Consider the following 21,307-nt stretch of genomic DNA (forward strand, 5'->3'; position numbering starts at 1 on the left):
CTATGGAACTGGAGGAATTACAATCTGCCTGGGTGCAAATGGGCAACGAACTGGAACGGCAGAAAAAATTGACGAATACAATTATCTTGAACATGACCAAAGAGAAATATCAAAATAAATTTAAAAGCGCACTAACCTTAGAAACAATAGGTGCTGTAGTATGTTTTGCACTGGCTTTACTTTTCTTATATAAATTCAATGTTTTGGATACTTGGTACTTACGTTTATGTGGAATTTTGACCATAGGCTATATGGTTATTTTTCCCATTCTGGTATTGGATGCCTTGCGTAGGATTAAAAATTTAGACCTTTTAAACGGTAGCTATAAAGCCAATCTTTCCCATTATTTAAAATCTAAAAATCGCCTATTGCGCATACAGCAGATAGCTATGGGTATTGGAATGGCCGGTATGGTATTTATTTTACCTACTTTTTCAAAAATTAGTTCAGGCAAGGATATCTTTATGGAAGGTTTACGATCTACACAATGGATATTCCTAACCATAACTTTAATGATTACCCTTATTTTTTGCTTATGGGGTTATAGAGGATATATGCGATTGACCAAATCTGCACAAGAAATTTTGAAAGAACTGGATTAATTATTCGGTCAATTTTTTCTGGATGTAGTTTAAGATAAGCATCCAGTTCATTTTTAATAGCAGTGATGCCGTAGGAACGTTATTATCGGCAATGGCGGCTATTATGGATTCATGTTGGTTATCGGATTTGTTATAGAAGGAGTCATCATTGGTAAAGGCCCTTTCATAAAAGAAAATACGGGTTTTAAGGTCGTTTAGTATCTGTAAGGCCAAATCGTTCTCATAACCCTTGGTAAGCAGCCTATGAAATTCCAAGTCCGCTTGTATCCGGGAAATGGCATCTTTGGCATTTTCAAATACTTCTTGCTGCATTTTTAGTTGTTCAATATCGTCTTGGGTAAACTCCGTGTTTTCAATGGCCATTACTTCTAGATTGGCAACTAGGCCATAAAGGTCCTCGGCTTCTTTAACATCCAGTTCGGCAATGATGAACCCTCTGTTAGGTACGGCCTTGATGATATGTGCCTGCTGCAATTGTGCCAACGCTTCCCTAATTGGGGTTACACTAACATCTAAATCGCGCGAAAGGGCCGCCAAATTAATGGTCTTGCCCGTTTTTAGATTTCCGGTAATCATCTGAGAAAGAAGGTAATCCCTTACTTGGTCCCTTAAGTTTACTTTTACCAACATGAGTCAAAAATAGTATATCGTATATGATTATAAGCGAATATTTTAATGTTTTCGTATACTTTGTGGATTTTATATTCTAAGAACATGGCATAAAATTAACGGTCTTTATAATTAATGGTGTTTTTGTACGTTTTTATAGCACAACCCTACAAGCAAACAATATGAAAAAAGTAACATTAATTTTAAGAAAATTATCTGCCGTACTTCCGGTATTATTCATTGCCTATAGCTGTAGTGATGATAATGCTATGGATGAACAAGCAGTTATTACAGAAACAGAATTGCAAGCAGTTTTAACCACCGATGATTATTTGGACGGTGTGGACCTTGCACTTTACAATATGTCATCTGCCCAAGGTACTTCGGGAAAATCATCGAATGAAGAATGCTATACCGCAGAATATACGGATACCGGCTACACAGCGGTATTCAACAATTGTGTATTGAACGGAACGGATCAAGTAAACGGTACGTTGACCGTAACCTATGACCTTCAGGGAGAAGAAGGTTCCTTTACCGCAAGCTATGTGGATTTTTATATTGGGGAAATCAAAGTCAACGGTTCCAGATCTTATGTGTTCAGTAGCAATGATAACGAAAGTGCCATAACATTTGAGGTTACAAGCGATATAACTGTAGAAATGGAAGATGGCTCAATAATATCCGATAACGGAACAAAAAGTACGACCATAACTTTTGATGAAACGGCTTCATATAGTGTAACAGGAGAGTGGACTGTGGTATATGAAGGAAACACGTATAAAATTGAGGTAAATTCCCCCTTAAAAAGCGACTTAGGCTGTACCTATATTGCTGCAGGTGATTTGGATATCTCCAAAAATGGACTTACCGTTAATGTAGCATTTGGCGATGGTACTTGTGATGATAGTGCCACTATGACCTATCCTAACGGCGTTCAAGAGAATATTACCCTAAAGGATTAGGGTATATATCATATTAATAATTTAAAAGAGGGGTTTAAACGACAGTAGTTTAAACTCCTCTTTTCATTTTCAGGACTATTATTTCCTGTATTATGACATCTTATAATCCATATTTCTTGGCTATCTATTAAATAATGGTAAACTCTTTTAAAAGTTTATTAGTTTGATGCCCCGTAATGCTAAATAATTGAAATACAAATCATATCTTTGTTGGACTTTAAAGGGGTGCAGATGATTCTTGCAATGGCCTTACAACAAATGGCAGCATAGTTTACTCAAAAAACTTACCATTGGTTCTATACGTCACCACGTATTTCAATTCCTTTACAGTAAAATTCAAGTATTATCATTAAAATTTCGAATGGCAAAATCACAACAGACATTTAATAAAACTGAAAAAGAAAAAAAACGCTTAAAAAAGCGAGAAGAGAAAAAGAAAAAAATGCTTGCGCGCAAGGCAGCGGCGAAGGAAAGTGGTACTTCTGGCATACCATTGGCCTATGTGGACTTCAATGGTAATTTGGTAGATACACCGCCAGATCCTGCCATGAAGGTAGAAATAGAAGCTGAGGATATTGTTTTGGGTATTCCTAAAAAAGAGGAAGGTGATGTTGAGGAATTTGATCCGGTAAGAAACGGTAAGGTTTCATTTTTTGATACTTCTAAAGGTTTTGGTTTTATCATAGACGCTGAAAACAATGAAAAATATTTTGTTCATGTGAGCGGTCTTATCGATGAAATCATGGAAAATGACAAGGTTTCGTACGAGCTTGAAAAAGGAATGAAGGGTATGAATGCCGTTCGTGTCAAAAAAATATAGCCAACACATTTCCCTATGGCAAAACTGCAACGCAATACCGTTCTGGTAGTATTGTCTTTCTTTGCCATTTACTTCATCTGGGGATCTACTTATTTATGGAACAAAATTGCGGTAACGGAATTACCTGCCTTTATGCTGGCAGGTATTCGTTTTTTAACGGCCGGCAGTTTAATTTTCATCATATCCAAAATTTTGGGTCTATCCTTAGGCATTACCAAAACACAATTTAAGAATACGTTTATTGCAGGGTTTCTTTTTTTAACATTTGGAAATGGGGTAGTGGTGTGGGCCTTGAAATTCGTAGATAGCGGTTTTGCGGCCTTGGAGGTTTCCGCACAGCCCTTGGTAGTTTTATTGATGATGCGTGTGTTGCAAGGTAAAAAAATTCAACCCATGTCCGTAATAGGTGTAATATTGGGTATTACCGGTATTTTTTTATTAGTTGGGCAAAAGCAAATAATAACCCAAGAAGGCGCAGTATTGGGAATGTTCCTCATCTTTATCTGTATGTTGAGTTGGTCTTATGGAAGTTTATTTGTCGGTAAGGCAGATTTACCACAAAACTTTTTTGTCAATACCGGCTATCAAATGTTGACCAGTGGTTTTTCCCTTATTATTATTAGCTTTTTACTTGGAGAGAATTGGTCTTGGCCATCACAATGGAGTATACCGGTACTTTGGTCCATGTTATTACTTATTATTTTTGGCAGTATTGTAACCTTTACGGCCTTTAATTATCTGTTACGGTTTGTTTCTCCAGAAAAGGTGGCCACTTCTTCGTACGTTAACCCGATCATTGCTATGGTATTAGGCTGGTATTTCTTAAATGAACAGATTACATTACAATCCATAGTTGCCTCAATATTGCTTTTGACAGGGGTCTATTTTATCAATTCTAAAAAAAGCTTAACGATTTTCTCTAGGTTTTCAGGTAAAAAAATTCCTAAATAATATCCGTATTTAAGGTTATTGGCTCCACTTGTCCGGGTTGCATGTGTCCCAAATAGATATTCCCTATACGTACACGTACTAGTCGTATGGTAGGATAACCGACCGCAGCCGTCATTTTGCGTATTTGCCTAAATTTACCTTCGGTAAGTATAATTCGTATCCATGAAGTTGGTCTATGCCTTCCAATACGGAGCTTAGCACTGGGTTCGGGTAATGTGGGGTTAGTCAATAATTGCTCTACCGTACAGGGTTTTGTACCATAGGTAGTGCCAAAAAGTCCAATATTTACCCCGCTACTTAGTTCTATAATGGCTTGTGTACTAATTAGCCCATCTAACTGTGCCAGATACTCTTTTTCAACTCCTTTACGATTTATGATATCGCTTAATTTACCATCAGTTGTCATGAGTAAAAGACCTTCTGACTTCTCGTCCAATCTACCAATAGGCATAATTTCAGAATTGAACGAATAAAGTTCACTTAAAAACTTTTTCTTGCGCAACTGCCGTTCTTCGTTGGAAGTCAATTGACTCAACATTCCAAATGGTTTATACACTTTAAAATGGTAATGTTTCATTATTTTGTATGGTCTGTAAAAAATTGCTTACCAATGGTCGCAAAAGATACCCTTTTTAACCCATGAATTAGTAATCTACTATTGATAATGTTACCTTTGCAACTTCCAGAAAAGATTTTATGCAAGAGACAGTTTTTGAACTACAGGATAAGAAAACCGATAAGGAACTATATAGCTACCAACAGGGTGCTATTCAACAAATTTTTAACAAGTTCGATTCTGAACGTGAAGATTACCATCTTTTATATCAATTGCCAACCGGTGGTGGTAAAACTGTTATTTTCTCTGAAATAGTAAGACAGTACCTTAAAAACCATAGCAAAAAAGTTTTGGTGATGACCCACCGTATAGAACTTTGTAATCAAACTTCTGAAATGCTCACCAATTTTGGCGTCGTTAACAAAGTGGTTAACAGTAAGGCAAATTTGGATGACCAAGAGCGTTACAGTTGTTATGTGGCCATGGTAGAAACCTTGAACAATCGTCTAAACGACGACCAGCTGGATATTTCAGATGTTGGCCTGGTCATCATTGATGAGGCGCATTACAATTCATTTACCAAACTGTTCAAATTTTTTGAAAATTCATTTGTTCTTGGTGTAACGGCCACTCCTTTAAGTTCCAATAAGGACTTGCCCATGAACAAGAATTATGATGAACTTATACCCGGGAAAGTATTGAAAACCTTATAGAGAACGATTTCTTGGCTAGGGCAGAGGTGTTTCATTATGATATGGGGCTAACTTCATTGGAAGTAGGCTCTAATGGTGATTATACCGTAAAATCATCTGCCGATCTATATACTAGCCCGGCTATGCTGAACAAGCTATTAGAAGCTTATTCAAAACACTCCAAAGGTAAAAAAACATTAATTTTCAACAATGGTATAGAAACGTCCATACAAGTATACCATACATTCAAAGCCGTAGGATTGCCCATTATGCATTTGGATAATACGGCGACCAAAAAACAACGTAAACAAATATTAAGGTGGTTTAGGGAAACGCCAGATGCAATCTTAACATCCGTAAGTATCTTAACAACCGGTTTTGATGAACCGACCATTGACACCATTATCCTTAATAGGGCAACAAAATCTCTTACGCTTTACTATCAAATGATCGGTAGGGGATCTAGGGTCTTGAACAATAAATCCAAATTCACCGTAATTGACCTAGGGAACAACCTTTATCGTTTTGGTCCTTGGGGTGCGGACCTAGATTGGGGCGCTATTTTCAAATCCCCTAATTTCTACATGGACCGTATTAGGGATGATGAGGATATTGAAAGTGATTTTAAACTGGATTTGTCCGAAGAGGTCAAAGCAGAATTCAAAAACTCAAAGGAGACCTATTTTGATATCAAGGAAACGTATGAAACCGCTACGTTTGCAGGAGAATCATCTAAAGTGGTTCTGGAGCGTTCCATAGCACAGCATGCCCATATGTGTATTGAAAACAGTGAAGATGTTTATGATGCCATAGCATTGGCAAAGCTATTAAAAGAAGATATTGATAATAGAATTCACGTTTACGGAAAATGTATTAGCAAAAGCACCTATAACTTTTTAAGTTGGTTAAAGGACGACTACCAAAAGAAATTGAACGCATACCTAAGAGAAAATTTCGATACTGTTTTTGAAGACATTCATGGACATCCGCCAGAGGATTAACTTTCGACTAACCTATACGTTCATTTTTTTTATTACTTGTAGATACTTGCAAAATTCCTAAAACCTTACCGACACTTTGCCTCTAAGATAGAATGGTGTTCCGGGAGTAAAGTGAATTTCCTCAACAGATGCGGTTTCATTAAACAATCTGCTTTCTGTAGCAAATTGGGTCTCGTTCCACTCCGTATCAAATAAATTCTCAATTATCAGACCCAATGTCCAATTTTTAATATGATAATTCAAGTTTAAATCGGTTACAAAATAACCTTCCGCTACTATACTATTATCTTCGTTTGCGGCCCTATCACCTAAATAACGATAATTCAATGACCCGGAAAAGTTACCTAAATCACTTATGGATAAGCCACCAACCGAGGTAAGGTCCGGCGCAAGTGGAATATAATCCTCTTCTTCTAACTCCTCCGTACTTCTGGCGTAGGTATAATTAATATCATTATATGCATATAACCAGTCCAATAATTGATAACGGGCTCCTAGTTCTATTCCTAACCTTCGTGTCTTTCCACTAGGTTCAACAATACCGGCATCACCTACGTACACAAATTCCTGATCTAATAAAAGTCCCCATAACGTAGCGTTCAATACAAGTTTATCCACAGGTTTTACTATAGTACCCAAATCTAATCCATACGCTGTTGGCAATATATCCCTACCTTCATTCGCGGTTACAACACGTGTATCGTTAGAATGAAATCCTAAACCTGTTTTTAAGAACATTTGCCAATTGCGGTTTACCGTATATAACGTATTAAGTTTTGGACTAACTTTTGCTTTGTTTTCACTTCTGCTATCGTAAGCTTCGCTTAATTTATTTTCATAATCGAACTTAAAATAATCTAAACGTACAGAGGGATTAAAAGTCCAATTTCCGGTTTTATAAGTGCCATCCAAAAATCCGTATATATTGGTTTCATCGACATCCCCAAATGCATACTGCTCTAAAGTGGTCTTCCTGTTTAAGGTATGTGATAGCGACACATCATCTACATTATCATTTCTAAAACCTATTCCTGCTTTGTACCCAACCATATCATTTTCACCAACCGTAATATTGATTTGCTCAAAAGCTGTTTCAGCACCCATAACCGTCCTATCCTCAAATTGACGAATTTGATCTCCGTTTACCGGATCTTCCAAAAAGAATGTAAAGTTTGAGAATAATTCAAAATCATATTTGCTTACAAATGCCCTCGTCTTTAAAAACTGGTCATCGCCCAAAAATCTGGTATGGTTCAACATTAAATTTGTTCTACTGGTCTGTCCTCCTTCGGTATCATCTATGGCGCCAAACCTGCCAATAAGGTTTTGATCAACCGCCCTTTGAGGAATTTGTCCCGAGGCATCCCATTTGCTTTGAAAATGAGAGGCGGTCAATGTAAGCTCTTCCTTACCAAGGTCCTTATAATTGTAACGTCCTAAAATATTTATCCTATTGAAATTTTGTGGGGAATCAAACGGTCCGTCGGTAAGATAAATTTCCGAAGCCAAATAGGCATCACTTTTATTTCCTTCCAATAATTTAAATAGTCCCACAAATCTATTGGTATTGAACTGTCCGGTTTCATAGGATACCATACTTTTGTCAATACTTTTTTTCAAGCCAAGGTCAACGTACCCAGCGGTGTTAAAATTTCCCTTATCGGCATAATACAATCCTTTTCCAAAATTTATATGTTCTATTGTTTCCGGTATCACAAAGTGTAGATCTGCATAGCCCTGGCCATGCGCATGAGATACCATATTCACCGGCATACCATCTACACTAATGGCTACATCCGTACCATGGTCAATATCAAAACCTCTTAAAAAAATCTGTTCTGCCTTACCGCCGCCTGCATGTTGGCCAATTAAAAGCCCCGGCACTTTTCGTAAAATTTCCTGGGAAGATTTTACCGGATCATTCTGTACATCTATATTCACAATTTTACTCATTGCATCTACTTTGGACACCACAACAACTTGATCTAAGTTTATGCTGGACTCCTCCAAGGTAATCTGTACCTGCTCATTAAAATGTTTAGGTTCTATGACTAGAACAAAAGTTTTATAGCCCAAATTGGAAAAGTATACGGAATCGTTTATATGTGTAGCAGGAAGTGAAAATGCCCCCGATAAGTTGGTATGGCTATGTTGGCCTGAAGTCTGGTTGAAAATACCGACATTTTCCAAGGCCGTACCTTTATAATCGGTAACCTTACCTTTAATGTTCTGTGCTTTTACTGAAGTGGATATTAATATTATGGTTAATACTTGTAACAGCCTAAGTGCCCACTTGTAGCTATAGTTCATTTTTATATTTTTTAGGTTAAAGAATGTCTTTAACGTACCTACGACAAAAAAATAATATGGTTTTGTAAATCTGCAAATTTATGGTAGAACCCTAAATTTAATATCCTCAGCAATTATTTTTTCCACATTTATTTAGCATTCAACAGCACTCATTTATGGTAAAACCTAGTAAAGATTTGCAGTGTCCATTTTTCATATATGATAAGTTTTTATTGAGACGAGTTAATAATCATGCCGATAATGTTAGACTTTTATGAACTGTTAGAAAACAAAAGATAGCTATGAATACAGAAATATTATTAACACCATATCGTAAAAACATACAACTTAAAAATAGGGTCGTTATGGCTCCCATGACCAGGAGTAGGGCGGCTAATGACGAGAATGCCCCTACGGAGGATTTACACGTACCTTATTATACGCAAAGGGCTTCTGTGGGACTTATCATTACTGAAGGTTCCCAAGTTTCCAAAGCTGCAGTAGGTTATGTAAACACTGCTGGAATACATTCCAAGGCCCAGGTGGAAGGGTGGAAAAAAGTTACCGAATCGGTACATGATGCAGGCGGTACCATTTTTATACAGCTTTGGCATGTTGGCAGAATGTCTCATCCAGATTTTCATAATGGTGATCTACCTATGGCACCATCAGCCATCAACCCTAATTCAAAATCGTTTACCTCAGAGGGTTTCAAGGATACCGTTACTCCTAAGTCAATGAGCAAGGAAGAAATCAAGGCAACCGTAACAGATTTTGTCAATGCGGCAAAAAATGCGGTAGAAGCCGGATTTGACGGCGTAGAAATCCATTCCTCAAATGGGTACCTGTTTCATCAATTTTTTAACGCTACGTCAAATACAAGGACAGATGAGTACGGTGGTTCTATTGAAAACAGAGCGCGTTTTTTCTTTGAAGTGCTTGATGCCGTTAAAGAGGTAATACCACAAGAAAAGATAGGCGCGCGCTTTAATCCTTCTCTAAATGGTTTATTTGGTATGACTATGGATGAGGAGACCATTCCCACTTTTGAATATATCATTAAAAAATTGAACGACTACAATTTGGCCTATATTCATTTGTCAGAACCATTCACCGATGTTTCCGATATACCTTATGCTGTGCAGCATATTGCAAAACACTTTAGACCATTGTATAATGGTACTCTAATGATAAATGCAGGATTTGACCAAGAAAGCGGCAATAAGGTAATTGAAGAGGGCAATGCAGATTTGGTGGCCTATGGTAAACTATATATTTCAAATCCGGATTTGGTGGAACGTTTTAAAAACGGCAATGAATTATCTAAATGGAACGAGGATACCTTTTACACACCTGGAAAAGAAGGGTACTTGGATTATCCCACATATCAAGAAAAAGCGCAAATTGTCTAATACATAGTGTTGGGAAATAGCACTTAAATCAAATAAACTACATTATTAATTAAAATATAAGAAAATGAATTTTACAAGAAATGCAAAGGCACAATGGAAAGGTAGCGGCAAAGAGGGCAAAGGAACGTTATCTACCGAAAGTACCGTTTTAGACAATACCCCTTATGCCTTTAATACAAGATTTGAAGATGAAAAGGGTACAAACCCCGAAGAACTTATTGGAGCGGCCCATGCAGGTTGCTTCTCCATGCAATTGAGTTTTTTATTGGGTGAAGAAGGCTTTACGCCAACCACACTGGACGTAGCGGCAAAAGTAGCGTTCAAGGATGGCGAGATCGTGAAAGTAACTTTGGACCTAGTAGGTGACGTACCGGAAATTAAGGAAGAAGAATTCAAGAAAATTGCCCATAAAGCTAAAGAAGTATGCCCTGTTTCCAAATTACTAAAGGCCGAAGTAGTTCTTAATGCCAGTTTATCTTAAATTTTAAAATAGATTTTATAAGGCGGCCATAGCCGCCTTTTTTATGCACTATAGTCCCCTTATGATTCAGGTCAATTAAATAGGTATTTGCATTGATCAATACCAATGACAATCATGAACTTGCGTAAAAAATAACAGGAAAATGGAAAATGTATTAGTTGCCGGTGCCAATGGTACAACGGGAAAAAAAATTGTAAACCTTTTAAAAGTTTCACAATATTTTGTTCCAGTGGCCATGGTTAGAAAAGAAGAACAGCAAGACCAATTTAAAAAAGAAAATATTAAGACCGTAATAGGTGATTTGGAAAAAGATATTTCACATGCGGTCAAGGATATTGATAAGGTCATATTCGCTGCTGGGTCAGGTGGAAAAAAAGTAGTTGAAGTAGATCAAGAAGGCGCAAAGAGATTGATCGATGAAGCCAAAAAAGCAAATATCAAAAAATTTGTAATGCTCAGCTCAATGGGGGCAGACAATCCAGAAGAAACGGAAGATTTACAGGAGTATTTAAAAGCTAAACATAATGCGGACGAATATTTAAAATCTACAGAACTTGTACATGCCATAGTAAGACCAGGATCCTTAACAAATGATAAGGGTACAGGAAAAATCAAATTACAGTCCAAGCTTGGGGAAAAAGGTTCAATTACCAGAGATGATGTTGCCCAAACTTTGGTGCGCTCTTTACATGATGATTCTGCCATGAACGAAACATTTGAAATTATCAATGGTGAAACCCTGATCGGTAAGGCATTGGATGCTGTTTCCGCTCAATAAACCTATTTATTGATTAGTTTACAATTAAGGCTAATTTCTTGACGGATCTCAGCTTTTTTTTTGTTCGTTTATCTTTTTCTCAAAACAGCTTTTAATTGACTAGAGTGCCTTGTTTTAAAACAACTTATGGTTATGTATCTTCGTATAAACAAAAACGAACCCTTATGACAACTAAAATTTATAACATTATATCGCTGGCCATTTTGGTCATAGCGTTTTCCTCCTGCAAGGACAAAAAACAGAAAGAGGCTACAGAGGTAGCCAATGAAGTAGTAATGGACAGTACAGACTTAGCTTTGCTAGAGTTAAACCTACCAGAAGGATTTAATATAGAAGTGTATGCTAGAGGAATAGATGGTGCGCGCTCAATGGCTATGGGTGATAACGGTACCCTTTTTGTTGGCACTAGGAATGAAAACACGGTGTATGCCATACAGGATAATGATGGCGACTTTAAAGCGGACAATGTTATTATACTGGATACCATGGAAGTTCCTAACGGTATAGCCATTAGAAATGGGGATCTGTATGTTGCGCAGGTAGGTAGTCTTTGGAAATATCCCAGTATTGAAGACCAATTGGGCAAATCTGTGGAAAAAGAATTGGTATATGATGATTTCCCAACTGAATTTCATCATGGTTGGAAATATATTGCTTTTGGACCGGATGATAAATTATATGTGCCGGTAGGTGCACCTTGTAACATTTGCAACCGTACCAATGAAGATGAACGTTTTGCGACCATTTCCAGAATGGACCCTGATGGTAGCAATCGTGAAATTTATGCCCGTGGCGTTAGAAACTCCGTTGGTTTTACTTGGCACCCAGAAACCAAGGAAATGTGGTTTACGGATAATGGCAGGGATATGCTCGGTGATGACATACCTCCTTGTGAACTGAACAAGGTGACCGAAGCTGGTCAGCATTTTGGGTATCCGTTTTGTCATGGTGGTATTGTCAAAGATCCGGAATTTGGTGACGAACATCCGTGTTCGGATTTTGTTTCGCCGGCACTTCAACTTGGAGCTCATGTGGCTCCCTTAGGTATCAAATTTTATACCGGCACCATGTTTCCCCAAGAATATAAGGGCAGGGCATTTATTGCAGAGCACGGTTCTTGGAACAGAAGCAAAAAAGTAGGATATAGGATAATGATGGTAGATATAGAAGAAGGGGAGGTCATAGGCAACGAAGTATTTATAGATGGCTGGTTAGATGAAGTAGAGCAAAAAGCATCTGGAAGACCAGTGGATATGTTGATGTTAAAGGATGGCTCCATGTTGATTTCTGATGATTTTGGAGATGCCATTTACCGAGTCACCTATAGCGAAACTGCGCTAGCACAAAAGTAAACCTAATGTTGAAGTAAATAAAAAAAGCGATCAATATGGTCGCTTTTTTATGCGTATCATATTAATTTTAATGACTATGATTTATATTTATTAATCACAAGTACAGTTTTAAATCTATACGTATGAATAATCCCAATTCACGCAGGACCTTTTTGAAAAAAACAGGTGTATTGTCCGTTAGTTCCATGTTACCGTTATCGGTATTGCCATTGGATTATAAATATAAAATGGGATTGCAATTATTTACTATTCGTGATGCTATGGCAAACGATCCTATTGGTAGCATAGCTTATGCAAGAGGGCTGGGATATGAGGATGGGGAAATATATGGTTATGATGGGGAAAATGATAGCTATTATGGTATACCTTCCAAAGAATTTAAGAGACAATTAGATGACCTGGATTTTACGATATCTAGCGGCCACTATAACTTTTCTAATCTATTCAATGAACCGGAAAATGTACTTATGCGTTATGTGGACCAATGCATAAAAGGTGCAAAAACCTTACAAAGTACATATATAACCTGGCCATGGTTGGCACCTGAATACCGAACCATAGAACATTTTAAAATATTGACCGATAAATTAAATAAAATAGGGGAGCAGGTCAACAATGCCGGACTACAGTTTGCCTACCATAATCATGATTTTGAATTTACCGATCATAACGGCGAACAAGGGTATGCTATAATCTTAGCGGAAACCGACCCCAATTTGGTGAAATTACAAATGGATATGTATTGGGTTGAGCATTCTTCCACCAAAAGCATTCATGATTTAATACGGGAAAATCCGAAACGATATGTTATGTGCATATTAAGGATATGGATAGGAATACGCGGGATTATTCTGAAATGGGAAATGGTTCAATTGACTATAAACAAATCTTGGCCAATATCAATAAAGAGGATTTACAGTATTATTATTTAGAACAAGGCGGTAATTTTGCAAAGAATTCCATGCAAAGCATAACGGATAGTGCCCAGTATTTTAAAAAACATCTTCAACGTTATTTATAACCTATGTCGTACCCTGAAAAAGTATATCTAAACGGTAGACGATAAGGACGAGGACAAAAAGGACCAGGACGAAAACAAGGACCAGGACAAAAAAGACGAAGGGGAAAACGAGGACAAAAAAGACCAAGGAGATGAAGGGGACAAAGGTGAGGAAGGCGATAAAAATGAAGAGCAAAAAGACGAGAACAAAGATGGTGAAGGCGATAAAAAAAATCAAAAGAAACAACCTGAACAAGGGGATAAGGAGCAACAGCAGCAACCTAGGCCAAATCAACTTTCCAAACAGCAAGTTGAAAATTTATTAAGGGCAATGCAAAACGCCGAGAAAAAAGTTCAAGATAAAATTGACGCCAAAAAAGTTAAAGGTGTTAAGATTAAAAACGAAAAAGATTGGTAAAGATTAAGGGCATTTTAAAATACTCATTGGCACTATTGTTTTTGCTATCGTCCTCTTGGTGATGGCACAGGACTAGAGTGGAGTAACGTTTGAAATGAAATTAAGCAAACCCAAATTAGGCTTAAATGAACGTTTGCGGGTAGATTTGTCATGAACCGTGACGGCGATAATTTTTATCCCCCGATTTTGAAGGATTTAGGGTCATCATGGGTCCGTCACAATCCATAAGTTCTTCATGGATAAATGGGGTAAGGAGTTACTCCAAATCCTATTCCTATAACATTGGCCCCTACAGCAAAGGGAAAATTTACCATTAAGCAGGCATCCATATCAATTGGGGGGAGAAACCTACAAATCCTTGGCAAGGAAGTTGAAGTGACCGCTGCGGTAGATAAACCAAGTGATCAAATGACGGCAGATGACATTGCCGATGAAAACTTACATTTAGTTGCTGAGATTTTCCAAAACCAACCCCTATTTGAACGAGGCTATTACAGTGGTCTACAAATTATATGTAAGTCCAAATATTAGTGTATCCAATTATCAACCCTTGGACAATCCTACCTATAATAATTTCTGGAGCCAAGATATTAAGGTATCCGCGTTAAGTGCCCAAAATGGAACTTATAAGGGCAAACCTTACAGATACGTAACTTTAAAACGTGTAGTGCTGTATCCCAAAAATCCGGTAAGCTAGACATTGAACCCTTATCCTTGGATGTAACCGTGGACGTTCCCACAGGAAGACGCGATTTTTTTGGTAGCCGTATGTACGCCCAAACCAATAAAACGGTTTCCGCAGGCAGTAGGACCATAAATGTAAAGCCGTTACCGGTTGAAAACCAACCGGCTAATTTTAACGGTGCCGTAGGGGAATTCAATTTTAACGTGTCTACCAGAAAAACAAGTTTAAACGCTACGGAGTCATTACAGGCTACCGTAGAGGTCAGCGGTAAGGGAAACCTTAAACTTTTTAAACTTCCAGAACCTGAATTACCTAGTGCTTTAGAAGTATACGAACCTGAATTTACGGAAGGGGTAAGAACTACGTTGAGCGGCATGCAGGGAAAAATCAGTAACCAATATACCATTGTACCGGCCTTTAGGGGAAAATACCCAATTGCCCCAATGAGTTTTAGCTATTTAACCCTTCAACAGAAAAGTACACTACCTTAACCTCTGATGAAATTATCATCAATGTCATAGAAGGTCCTTTAAATGGATTGAATACCCCATCTCCAAATGTAGCGAATAGCAAACAGGCCGTGATCGCCAGTGGTACAAAGTTCAATTTTATAAAACTGACCCCTAACCTATCCGATAAAACAGTTTCATACTTTTTTAGGTCCACCAAATTTTATCTTTGGCTGCTACTACCTTTGTTATTAATACCCTTGGCAATCATTTTTAGGAAAAAGAGAGACGCCATAGCAGGAGACGTTGCCGGAAACAAGGTCAGAAAGGCCAATAAATTGGCTCGTAAATATTTGTCGGCGGCTAAAAAGGAATTGGGTAACAAAGATTCCTTTTATGTGGCATTGGAAAGGGCATTGCATAATTATTTAAAAGGCCAAGCTTAAAATTGAGACCTCAGAATTCAGTAAAGATAAAATTGCCGTGTTATTGGACAAAAAAGGCATTGAAGAAAGCACCATTACCAATTTCATATCCTTATTGCAAAGTTGCGAAGCCGCAAGATATAGTCCATTTTCCGATGTTCAAATGCAGGCAGATTATGAAAAGGCCAGTGAGGTAATTTCATTAATGGATAAACAATTATAATCATGTTTAAAAAGATAGCATTCATCATTGGTCTTTTTACGGTTATTTGCTGTAGCGCCCAGAACAATAAATTGTTCGATCAAGCTACCACAGCCTATAATGCCGGTGAATATGATAGTGCCATAGAGTATTATACCCAAATATTGGATAACGGCAAGCATTCTGCCGCGGTTTATTTAATATGGGCAACGCCTATTATAAACTTAATAAAATTGCCGAAAGCATATATTACTACGAAAAAGCTTTGTTGCTGGCGCCAAATGACCAAGAAATAAAGACCAATCTCAGTTATGCCCAAAATATGACCTGGACGCTATAGATACCCTGCCAGAAACCGGACTATCCAAATTATATAAGAATATAAACCGGCAAGCTAACCTTTGATCAATGGGCATACTAGCAATTGCCGCTATGTTGGCATTTGTAATTCTGTACATCCTATTTTATTTTTCAAATTATTCCACACGAAAAAGGTGGACCTTTATTGGTAGCCTTTTAGCATTGTTCGTTAGTTTGGTGGCCATTGTATTCGCCTATATTCAACAGAGCGATTTCAACGCTTGGCAACCGGCCATTATTTTTGCTGAAGAAAGCGTCATAAAGTCCGAACCCAATACTGCCGGCCAACAATTATTTATTCTCCATTCGGGAACCAAAGTGAATGTGTTGGATGAATTGGAGCAATGGAACAAAATACAATTGACCGATGGTAAGACAGGGTGGGCCAATAAGGAAGATTTAAGGCTGTTGAAAGATTTTTAGATATAATTTAACAGATATTTAAAGACTCGGGCTTATCTTTGTCATCGATTCAAAAAAATGAAACATATAGCGCGCATTACTTTGTTATTATTATGGCTTTTTGCAATTACTGCACCTAGCATAATAACCTGTGCGATACCGAAAACCCTATTGTGGTTACCAATCTTAATGAAGAGGAACAACAAGAGACCGGTAAAAAGTCAATGGGCGAAGAAAAATATGTAAAGGAAAATGCTATTGATTTTTCCTTAATTGCGCTTACCCAAAACACCAACAGCCGTAAGCATTATTTACTAGGCTGTTTTGATTTTGCTTTAGAAGTTATCTCTCCCCACCGAAATACCTAGGTTAGTTTACCATTTTAATTTTTTTTAAGTAACTAATCAATCCTAAGCAGAGCGCTAGGATATAATTTCATTATTTTATGTTTAAGCACATTAAGAGCGATATTCCATCAAGTATCGTAGTATTTTTCGTAGCACTACCTTTATGTTTAGGTATTGCGTTGGCCAGTGGGGCCCCATTGTTTTCAGGATTAATTGCCGGTATTATTGGCGGTATAGTAGTAGGAGGTTTAAGTGGCTCTAAAATTGGGTCAGTGGACCAGCAGCAGGTTTGGCGGCAATTGTATTAACAGCAATTGGAGCCTTGGGCGGTTACCAGAATTTTTTGGTTGCCGTTGTTTTAGGTGGCATGATCCAAATTATTTTTGGTGTTTTAAAGGCCGGTGTCATTGGATATTATTTTCCTTCTTCCGTTATTAAAGGAATGCTTACCGGTATTGGTATTATCATTATTTTGAAACAAATACCTCATTTTTTTGGTTATGACCCTGATCCGGAAGGAGATTGGGCCTTTTTCCAGGTTGATGGTGAAAACACTTTTTTCAGAAATAATCAATACCGTTAACAATATAAGTCCAGGAGCTACACTAATTGCAATTATAGGGTTCTCAATTTTGTTATTATGGGACAAGGTTTTATCTAAAAAAGGCAAAGTATTTCAACTGATTCAAGGACCATTGGTGGCCGTGGCCGTAGGTATTTTGTTTTATGTGCTGACCAAGGACAGTGATGTACTTGCAATATCCTCTGACCATTTGGTAAGTGTACCTGTACCAGAAGATGCCGCATCGTTTTTGGGACAATTAGCTTTCCTAATTTCAGCGCCATAACTAACCCACAAGTTTGGGTTACTGCATTTACTATAGCTTTGGTGGCCAGTCTTGAAACCTTGCTTTGTGTTGAGGCAACGGATAAATTGGATCCCCACAAAAATGTTACCCCAACCAATAGGGAACTTTTGGCGCAAGGTACAGGCAATATTATATCTGGTTTAATCGGTGGATTGCCAATTACACAGGTAATCGTTAGGAGTTCTGCCAATATACAATCTGGGGGTAGAACTAAATTATCTGCTATAATACATGGTTTCCTTTTATTGATCTCGGTGATTCTTATTCCAAGATTGTTGAACATGATTCCATTATCGGTCTTGGCAGCAATTCTGTTCATAGTAGGGTACAAATTGGCAAAACCTGCCCTTTTCAAAAAATGTATAAACTAGGGTGGAAACAATCCGTGCCATTTTTCGTAACCGTACTTGGTATTGTATTTACCGATCTTCTAATAGGTATAAGTCTAGGATTAGCGGTTGGTATTGTAGTTATTCTTTTAAAGAGTTACCAAAACTCGCATTTTTTACATATTGAGGACAATAGTAATGGTAAACACAAGATTAAGATGACCTTGGCAGAAGAAGTGACCTTTTTTAACAAAGGTGCTATTTTGAACGAGTTGGATAGTTTACCACGAGATACCTATTTAGAAATAGATATTATGAAAACGAGATATTTAGATCATGATATCGTTGAAATTCTAGAGGACTTTAGCCTTAAGGCCAAAGAAAGAAACATAGATATAAAATTGGTTTCTAAACGTGGGTGGTAGAAAATCCTCCAAGCTACATTGGATTCTTTGAAGAAAGGCCCAAGTCAAAATTGAGCCTCAGTTAATTAACATGACCAAATCTTACGGTCTATAAACTTGTAATTATGAAAACTAAAAAATATAAAATTGTCATTTTTACAGAATTAAAGGATTCCTTGGAAAATACCCTTAAAAGCACATTAACTTGGCAAAGGTATTTAAAGGTGAAATTGCCTTGTTCCATGTAAAAAAAGCAACCGATGTTGTAAAAAAAGAAAGTCAATTATCTGCCATGCGCAATCTAAATGCAGGGTATATGGAAATGGAAAAGCAAATAAATGCCATAGTAAACACCTATTCTAAAAAATTTGGTGTTCCATTATCCTATTCCTGTGCCATAGGTAACGTAAAACATGAAATTGAACATTATATAGATAATGAGAAACCGGATTTTATAGTCATGGGCAAAAGAAAGCCTAAACTATTTAATTTATTAGGTGACCATATCATACCTTTCGTCCTAAAAAACATCATGGACCGGTATTTTTTACCGATCAAAAAAATGTTCTGGAATTAAATGGAGACCTTTCTTTGGGTATGTTAAGCGATTCTGAGGAAAATTCATTGACAGAATTGGTTACACGGTTGGTAACACATACTCAAAAACCATTGAAATCGTTTAAAATTTCCAAAAACAGTATACCAAAAAGTAGTGAAAAAGAGGAAATTGGCACTAATAAATATTGAATTTGTATTTGATAAAAACGACAATACTCAAAAACCATTTCCAACTATATAACCTTCAACAAGGTAAATCTACTATGTGTGGATAGAGGTGAATTAAGCACGGATAAAAAGGGAAAATCTTTTTCAACGACCACCAATATTACCGATATTTTAGATAACCTTAATATTCCTTTATTATTAACAGGACAAATAACTAAAAATTAAAAACATATGAAAGCACATACTAAGGAAACACAAAGCCACAATGACACCGCAAAAGTCATTGGACTTTCTTAAGGAAGGAAATTTAGATTTCAAAATAACCTTAAGGCCAATAGAAATCTTTTAGAACAAGTAAATGATACTAGTGAAGGACAATTTCCTTTTGCTACGATATTGAGCTGTATAGACTCTAGGGTCTCTGCAGAGTTGGTGTTTGATCAAGGCTTGGGAGATATTTTCAGTGTAAGGATTGCAGGTAATTTTGTGAACGAGGATATCTTGGGCAGTATGGAATTTGGCTGTAAACTTGCAGGCACAAAACTTATAGTAGTTTTGGGACACACAAGTTGTGGTGCAATAAAAGGGGCGTGTGATCACGCAAGGTTGGGTAACCTAACTGCATTGATCAACAAGATAGAACCTGCAGTAGATGCCGTTACAGAACCAAAGGACGAAAGCCTTAGAAATTCTAAGAATCTTGATTTCGTTGATAAAGTTGCCGCTAAAAATGTAGAAATGACCATTGCCAATATAAAAAAGGACAGTCCGGTATTGGCAGAAATGGAGAAAAACGGAGAAGTTTTGATCGTGGGCGCCATGTATGATATATCTACAGGTGCGTGGAATTTTTCGAACAATAATTATCCTTGGTTTAATCGATTATGAGAAACCGATGAATACTTCATCGGTTTTTTTAAACCATTATGTTAAAGCCAATACACCACTGTTTACTACTGAATTTTTTAATTTAACTTTCACTAAGAAGCAAGAATCACTTCTAACAAATTTGATACTATTTCATTAAATTATAATTAAATATATGAAAGAATCTGTTTTCAAATTTTAAGGGAGATTTATTTGGCGGTATCACCGCTGGAATCGTAGCATTGCCATTGGCATTGGCATTTGGTGTAAGTTCTGGAATGGGTCCAGTGCCGGTCTGTACGGAGCAATTTTCATTAGCTTTTTTGCTGCACTATTTGGAGGTACCAATACCCAAATTTCAGGACCTACCGCTCCCATGACAGCAGTTAGTATGGTCGTCATTGCCGGTATCGTTGCCATTAACGATGGTAGCTTAGAAAAAGCCCTGCCCGCCATATTAATTGTTTTTCTACTTGCCGGACTTATGCAAATAGGTCTCGGACTATTGGGAATTGGTAAATATATACGTTACATACCATATCCTGTAGTTTCCGGCTTTATGACGGCAATTGGTGTCATAATCTTGGTTACCCAAATTTTACCTGCCATAGGGTACTACCCTAAGGAAGATTCCGAATTTTGTAGCACAATACAAACCCATGGCCGAAGAAATCATCCTTGACAATATTTTTAAAGGAAGAAGCGGGCGAAGGTATTTTGGTTCTTGAAAATTTTAAGGAAACCATAGCACGCACGTGCCGAGCATATTACCGATGAGGACATGCTCAAAGAAGCCCAAACTTTGGCAAAATCCGAAGCTTCTGGAGTTATCGGTGCAATTAAAGTAATGCCAAGGGCCTTGAAAAAATAAATTGGTTAGAATTGATCTTGGCACTTTCTACCATTATCATCATTTATGGATTTAAACGCATTTCCACCACTATACCAAGTGCCCTTGTGCTTTGGTAGTAGTTTCTGGGGTGGCCTATGGTTTGGACCTGGACTATAGGCCCATTGAGCAGATACCCGGTGGTTTCCCAATTCCTAACCTTGGTATATTTACCCAATTTGAACTTTCATCTGTTACGCCATACATATTTACGGCATTGACCCTAGCACTTTTAGGTGCCATAGATTCCCTTTTAACTTCTATAGTTGCGGATAATATGACAAAGACAAAGCACCAGCCCAACAAAGAACTTGTGGGTCAAGGTATAGGGAACAGTATTGCCGCAGTTTTTGGTGGTATACCAGGTGCCGGTGCAACCATTAGAACCGTAGTCAATATCAATGCAGGCGGAAAAACCAAATTATCA

27 protein-coding genes and 4 pseudogenes are annotated in these 21,307 nt (G+C 37.4%); 27 read left to right on the plus strand and 4 right to left on the minus strand.

Annotated elements, in window-relative coordinates; all coding sequences use genetic code 11:
* The first annotated feature begins 2 nt into the window (after window positions 1–2).
* Entirely contained in the window at window positions 3–602 is a 600-nt protein-coding gene (locus Q2T41_RS19045; protein WP_304434033.1) for a hypothetical protein, read from the plus strand.
* Here Q2T41_RS19045 and Q2T41_RS19050 read toward each other — a convergent pair whose 3' ends face one another.
* The gene (locus Q2T41_RS19050) at window positions 603–1,232 is read right to left on the minus strand and encodes a GntR family transcriptional regulator (RefSeq protein ID WP_089260396.1); all 630 of its coding nucleotides are present in this window, start codon (window positions 1,230–1,232) and stop codon (window positions 603–605) included. It lies immediately after the preceding gene.
* 161 nt (window positions 1,233–1,393) lie between these two features.
* Here Q2T41_RS19050 and Q2T41_RS19055 point away from each other — a divergent pair, with 161 nt between their 5' ends.
* The 3 genes from Q2T41_RS19055 (at window position 1,394) to Q2T41_RS19065 (ending at window position 3,947) form a co-directional block, all read left to right on the plus strand.
* A complete protein-coding gene (locus Q2T41_RS19055) occupies window positions 1,394–2,176 on the plus strand; it encodes a hypothetical protein (protein ID WP_304434036.1) in 783 nt (260 codons plus the stop codon).
* Between the two features lie 361 nt (window positions 2,177–2,537).
* Window positions 2,538–2,996 carry a cold-shock protein gene (locus Q2T41_RS19060; protein ID WP_304434038.1) on the plus strand — a complete coding sequence of 153 codons (459 nt, stop codon included), beginning with the start codon at window positions 2,538–2,540 and terminating at the stop codon, window positions 2,994–2,996.
* 15 nt (window positions 2,997–3,011) lie between these two features.
* On the plus strand, window positions 3,012–3,947 hold the full coding sequence (locus Q2T41_RS19065; protein WP_304437375.1) for an EamA family transporter: 936 nt from the start codon (window positions 3,012–3,014) through the stop codon (window positions 3,945–3,947).
* On the opposite strand, the gene Q2T41_RS19070 is transcribed toward Q2T41_RS19065, so the two are convergent.
* Complete coding sequence (locus Q2T41_RS19070) at window positions 3,940–4,524, minus strand: pseudouridine synthase (protein WP_304434039.1); 585 nt, start codon at window positions 4,522–4,524, stop codon at window positions 3,940–3,942. The genes Q2T41_RS19065 and Q2T41_RS19070 overlap by 8 nt on opposite strands.
* Before the next feature lie 119 nt (window positions 4,525–4,643).
* On the opposite strand from Q2T41_RS19070, the pseudogene Q2T41_RS19075 reads away from it, so the two are divergent.
* A pseudogene (locus Q2T41_RS19075) lies at window positions 4,644–6,196 on the plus strand (DEAD/DEAH box helicase).
* Window positions 6,197–6,253: 57 nt separating this feature from the next.
* Here Q2T41_RS19075 and Q2T41_RS19080 read toward each other — a convergent pair.
* On the minus strand, window positions 6,254–8,506 hold the full coding sequence (locus Q2T41_RS19080) for a TonB-dependent receptor (protein WP_304437376.1): 2,253 nt from the start codon (window positions 8,504–8,506) through the stop codon (window positions 6,254–6,256).
* A gap of 281 nt (window positions 8,507–8,787) precedes the next feature.
* On the opposite strand from Q2T41_RS19080, the gene Q2T41_RS19085 reads away from it, so the two are divergent.
* The 12 genes from Q2T41_RS19085 to Q2T41_RS21040 all read left to right on the plus strand — a co-directional run bounded on the left by Q2T41_RS19085 (window position 8,788) and on the right by Q2T41_RS21040 (window position 15,708).
* Entirely contained in the window at window positions 8,788–9,897 is a 1,110-nt protein-coding gene (locus tag Q2T41_RS19085) for an alkene reductase (protein ID WP_304434043.1), read from the plus strand.
* A 64-nt stretch (window positions 9,898–9,961) separates the two neighbouring features.
* Complete coding sequence (locus tag Q2T41_RS19090) at window positions 9,962–10,378, plus strand: OsmC family protein (protein WP_089260384.1); 417 nt, start codon at window positions 9,962–9,964, stop codon at window positions 10,376–10,378.
* A 142-nt stretch (window positions 10,379–10,520) separates the two neighbouring features.
* A complete protein-coding gene (locus Q2T41_RS19095; RefSeq protein WP_304434046.1) occupies window positions 10,521–11,156 on the plus strand; it encodes an SDR family oxidoreductase in 636 nt (211 codons plus the stop codon).
* Window positions 11,157–11,320: 164 nt separating this feature from the next.
* Complete coding sequence (locus tag Q2T41_RS19100; RefSeq protein ID WP_304434048.1) at window positions 11,321–12,508, plus strand: PQQ-dependent sugar dehydrogenase; 1,188 nt, start codon at window positions 11,321–11,323, stop codon at window positions 12,506–12,508.
* 122 nt (window positions 12,509–12,630) lie between these two features.
* On the plus strand, window positions 12,631–13,440 hold the full coding sequence (locus tag Q2T41_RS19105) for a sugar phosphate isomerase/epimerase family protein (protein WP_304437377.1): 810 nt from the start codon (window positions 12,631–12,633) through the stop codon (window positions 13,438–13,440).
* Window positions 13,441–13,660: 220 nt separating this feature from the next.
* Window positions 13,661–13,834 (plus strand): hypothetical protein, encoded by a 174-nt coding sequence (locus tag Q2T41_RS19110; RefSeq protein WP_304437378.1) that lies wholly within the window; start codon window positions 13,661–13,663, stop codon window positions 13,832–13,834.
* 298 nt (window positions 13,835–14,132) lie between these two features.
* The gene (locus Q2T41_RS21015; RefSeq protein WP_436798783.1) at window positions 14,133–14,243 is read left to right on the plus strand and encodes a hypothetical protein; all 111 of its coding nucleotides are present in this window, start codon (window positions 14,133–14,135) and stop codon (window positions 14,241–14,243) included.
* Window positions 14,209–14,457 carry a hypothetical protein gene (locus tag Q2T41_RS21020; protein WP_436798784.1) on the plus strand — a complete coding sequence of 83 codons (249 nt, stop codon included), beginning with the start codon at window positions 14,209–14,211 and terminating at the stop codon, window positions 14,455–14,457. The genes Q2T41_RS21015 and Q2T41_RS21020 overlap by 35 nt, the downstream gene beginning before the upstream one ends.
* On the plus strand, window positions 14,405–14,623 hold the full coding sequence (locus tag Q2T41_RS21025) for a hypothetical protein (RefSeq protein ID WP_436798785.1): 219 nt from the start codon (window positions 14,405–14,407) through the stop codon (window positions 14,621–14,623). The genes Q2T41_RS21020 and Q2T41_RS21025 overlap by 53 nt, the downstream gene beginning before the upstream one ends.
* 17 nt (window positions 14,624–14,640) lie before the next feature.
* Window positions 14,641–15,102: a BatD family protein gene (locus tag Q2T41_RS21030; protein WP_436798786.1), complete on the plus strand. Its 462-nt coding sequence runs from the start codon at window positions 14,641–14,643 to the stop codon at window positions 15,100–15,102.
* Between the two features lie 47 nt (window positions 15,103–15,149).
* On the plus strand, window positions 15,150–15,506 hold the full coding sequence (locus tag Q2T41_RS21035) for a hypothetical protein (RefSeq protein ID WP_436798787.1): 357 nt from the start codon (window positions 15,150–15,152) through the stop codon (window positions 15,504–15,506).
* A gap of 43 nt (window positions 15,507–15,549) precedes the next feature.
* Window positions 15,550–15,708 (plus strand): hypothetical protein, encoded by a 159-nt coding sequence (locus Q2T41_RS21040; protein WP_436798788.1) that lies wholly within the window; start codon window positions 15,550–15,552, stop codon window positions 15,706–15,708.
* On the opposite strand, the gene Q2T41_RS19120 is transcribed toward Q2T41_RS21040, so the two are convergent.
* Window positions 15,660–15,869 carry a hypothetical protein gene (locus Q2T41_RS19120; RefSeq protein WP_304437379.1) on the minus strand — a complete coding sequence of 70 codons (210 nt, stop codon included), beginning with the start codon at window positions 15,867–15,869 and terminating at the stop codon, window positions 15,660–15,662. The two genes, Q2T41_RS21040 and Q2T41_RS19120, sit on opposite strands and share 49 nt — an antisense overlap.
* Window positions 15,870–15,889: 20 nt before the next feature.
* Between Q2T41_RS19120 and Q2T41_RS19125 the strand changes: the two genes are divergently transcribed.
* The 10 genes and pseudogenes from Q2T41_RS19125 to Q2T41_RS19170 all read left to right on the plus strand — a co-directional run.
* On the plus strand, window positions 15,890–16,027 hold the full coding sequence (locus Q2T41_RS19125; protein WP_304437380.1) for a tetratricopeptide repeat protein: 138 nt from the start codon (window positions 15,890–15,892) through the stop codon (window positions 16,025–16,027).
* 68 nt (window positions 16,028–16,095) lie between these two features.
* A complete protein-coding gene (locus tag Q2T41_RS19130; RefSeq protein ID WP_304437381.1) occupies window positions 16,096–16,470 on the plus strand; it encodes an SH3 domain-containing protein in 375 nt (124 codons plus the stop codon).
* 152 nt (window positions 16,471–16,622) lie between these two features.
* Window positions 16,623–16,817, plus strand: coding sequence for a hypothetical protein (locus Q2T41_RS19135; protein ID WP_304437382.1), 195 nt, complete (start codon window positions 16,623–16,625; stop codon window positions 16,815–16,817).
* 77 nt (window positions 16,818–16,894) lie between these two features.
* Window positions 16,895–18,484: pseudogene (locus tag Q2T41_RS19140) on the plus strand (SulP family inorganic anion transporter).
* Window positions 18,485–18,523: 39 nt separating this feature from the next.
* Window positions 18,524–18,646 carry a hypothetical protein gene (locus Q2T41_RS19145; RefSeq protein WP_304437383.1) on the plus strand — a complete coding sequence of 41 codons (123 nt, stop codon included), beginning with the start codon at window positions 18,524–18,526 and terminating at the stop codon, window positions 18,644–18,646.
* Complete coding sequence (locus tag Q2T41_RS19150) at window positions 18,604–18,975, plus strand: universal stress protein (protein ID WP_304437384.1); 372 nt, start codon at window positions 18,604–18,606, stop codon at window positions 18,973–18,975. Before Q2T41_RS19145 ends, Q2T41_RS19150 begins: the two co-directional genes overlap by 43 nt.
* Before the next feature lie 14 nt (window positions 18,976–18,989).
* Window positions 18,990–19,145, plus strand: a complete 156-nt coding sequence (locus Q2T41_RS19155; protein ID WP_304437385.1) for a hypothetical protein — start codon at window positions 18,990–18,992, stop codon at window positions 19,143–19,145.
* 78 nt (window positions 19,146–19,223) lie between these two features.
* Window positions 19,224–19,349 carry a hypothetical protein gene (locus tag Q2T41_RS19160; protein WP_304437386.1) on the plus strand — a complete coding sequence of 42 codons (126 nt, stop codon included), beginning with the start codon at window positions 19,224–19,226 and terminating at the stop codon, window positions 19,347–19,349.
* Window positions 19,350–19,355: 6 nt separating this feature from the next.
* Window positions 19,356–20,012, plus strand: a pseudogene (locus tag Q2T41_RS19165) (carbonic anhydrase family protein).
* 164 nt (window positions 20,013–20,176) lie between these two features.
* Window positions 20,177–21,307: pseudogene (locus Q2T41_RS19170) on the plus strand (SulP family inorganic anion transporter); the annotation flags it as partial.

Origin of the sequence: Maribacter confluentis (genome assembly GCF_030505015.1) — a bacterium.
In the GTDB taxonomy this organism is placed as follows: Bacteria; Bacteroidota; Bacteroidia; order Flavobacteriales; family Flavobacteriaceae; genus Maribacter; species Maribacter sedimenticola.

Coding starts and splice junctions, on each gene's coding strand:
- Q2T41_RS19045 (WP_304434033.1), top strand. CDS start 3: ATGGAACTGGAGGAATTACAATCTGCCTGGGTGCAAATGGGCAACGAA.
- Q2T41_RS19050 (WP_089260396.1), bottom strand. CDS start 1,232: ATGTTGGTAAAAGTAAACTTAAGGGACCAAGTAAGGGATTACCTTCTT.
- Q2T41_RS19055 (WP_304434036.1), top strand. CDS start 1,394: ATGAAAAAAGTAACATTAATTTTAAGAAAATTATCTGCCGTACTTCCG.
- Q2T41_RS19060 (WP_304434038.1), top strand. CDS start 2,538: ATGGCAAAATCACAACAGACATTTAATAAAACTGAAAAAGAAAAAAAA.
- Q2T41_RS19065 (WP_304437375.1), top strand. CDS start 3,012: ATGGCAAAACTGCAACGCAATACCGTTCTGGTAGTATTGTCTTTCTTT.
- Q2T41_RS19070 (WP_304434039.1), bottom strand. CDS start 4,524: ATGAAACATTACCATTTTAAAGTGTATAAACCATTTGGAATGTTGAGT.
- Q2T41_RS19080 (WP_304437376.1), bottom strand. CDS start 8,506: ATGAACTATAGCTACAAGTGGGCACTTAGGCTGTTACAAGTATTAACC.
- Q2T41_RS19085 (WP_304434043.1), top strand. CDS start 8,788: ATGAATACAGAAATATTATTAACACCATATCGTAAAAACATACAACTT.
- Q2T41_RS19090 (WP_089260384.1), top strand. CDS start 9,962: ATGAATTTTACAAGAAATGCAAAGGCACAATGGAAAGGTAGCGGCAAA.
- Q2T41_RS19095 (WP_304434046.1), top strand. CDS start 10,521: ATGGAAAATGTATTAGTTGCCGGTGCCAATGGTACAACGGGAAAAAAA.
- Q2T41_RS19100 (WP_304434048.1), top strand. CDS start 11,321: ATGACAACTAAAATTTATAACATTATATCGCTGGCCATTTTGGTCATA.
- Q2T41_RS19105 (WP_304437377.1), top strand. CDS start 12,631: ATGAATAATCCCAATTCACGCAGGACCTTTTTGAAAAAAACAGGTGTA.
- Q2T41_RS19110 (WP_304437378.1), top strand. CDS start 13,661: ATGAAGGGGACAAAGGTGAGGAAGGCGATAAAAATGAAGAGCAAAAAG.
- Q2T41_RS21015 (WP_436798783.1), top strand. CDS start 14,133: ATGGGTCCGTCACAATCCATAAGTTCTTCATGGATAAATGGGGTAAGG.
- Q2T41_RS19120 (WP_304437379.1), bottom strand. CDS start 15,869: ATGCTTGCCGTTATCCAATATTTGGGTATAATACTCTATGGCACTATC.
- Q2T41_RS19125 (WP_304437380.1), top strand. CDS start 15,890: ATGGGCAACGCCTATTATAAACTTAATAAAATTGCCGAAAGCATATAT.
- Q2T41_RS19130 (WP_304437381.1), top strand. CDS start 16,096: ATGGGCATACTAGCAATTGCCGCTATGTTGGCATTTGTAATTCTGTAC.
- Q2T41_RS19145 (WP_304437383.1), top strand. CDS start 18,524: ATGAAAACTAAAAAATATAAAATTGTCATTTTTACAGAATTAAAGGAT.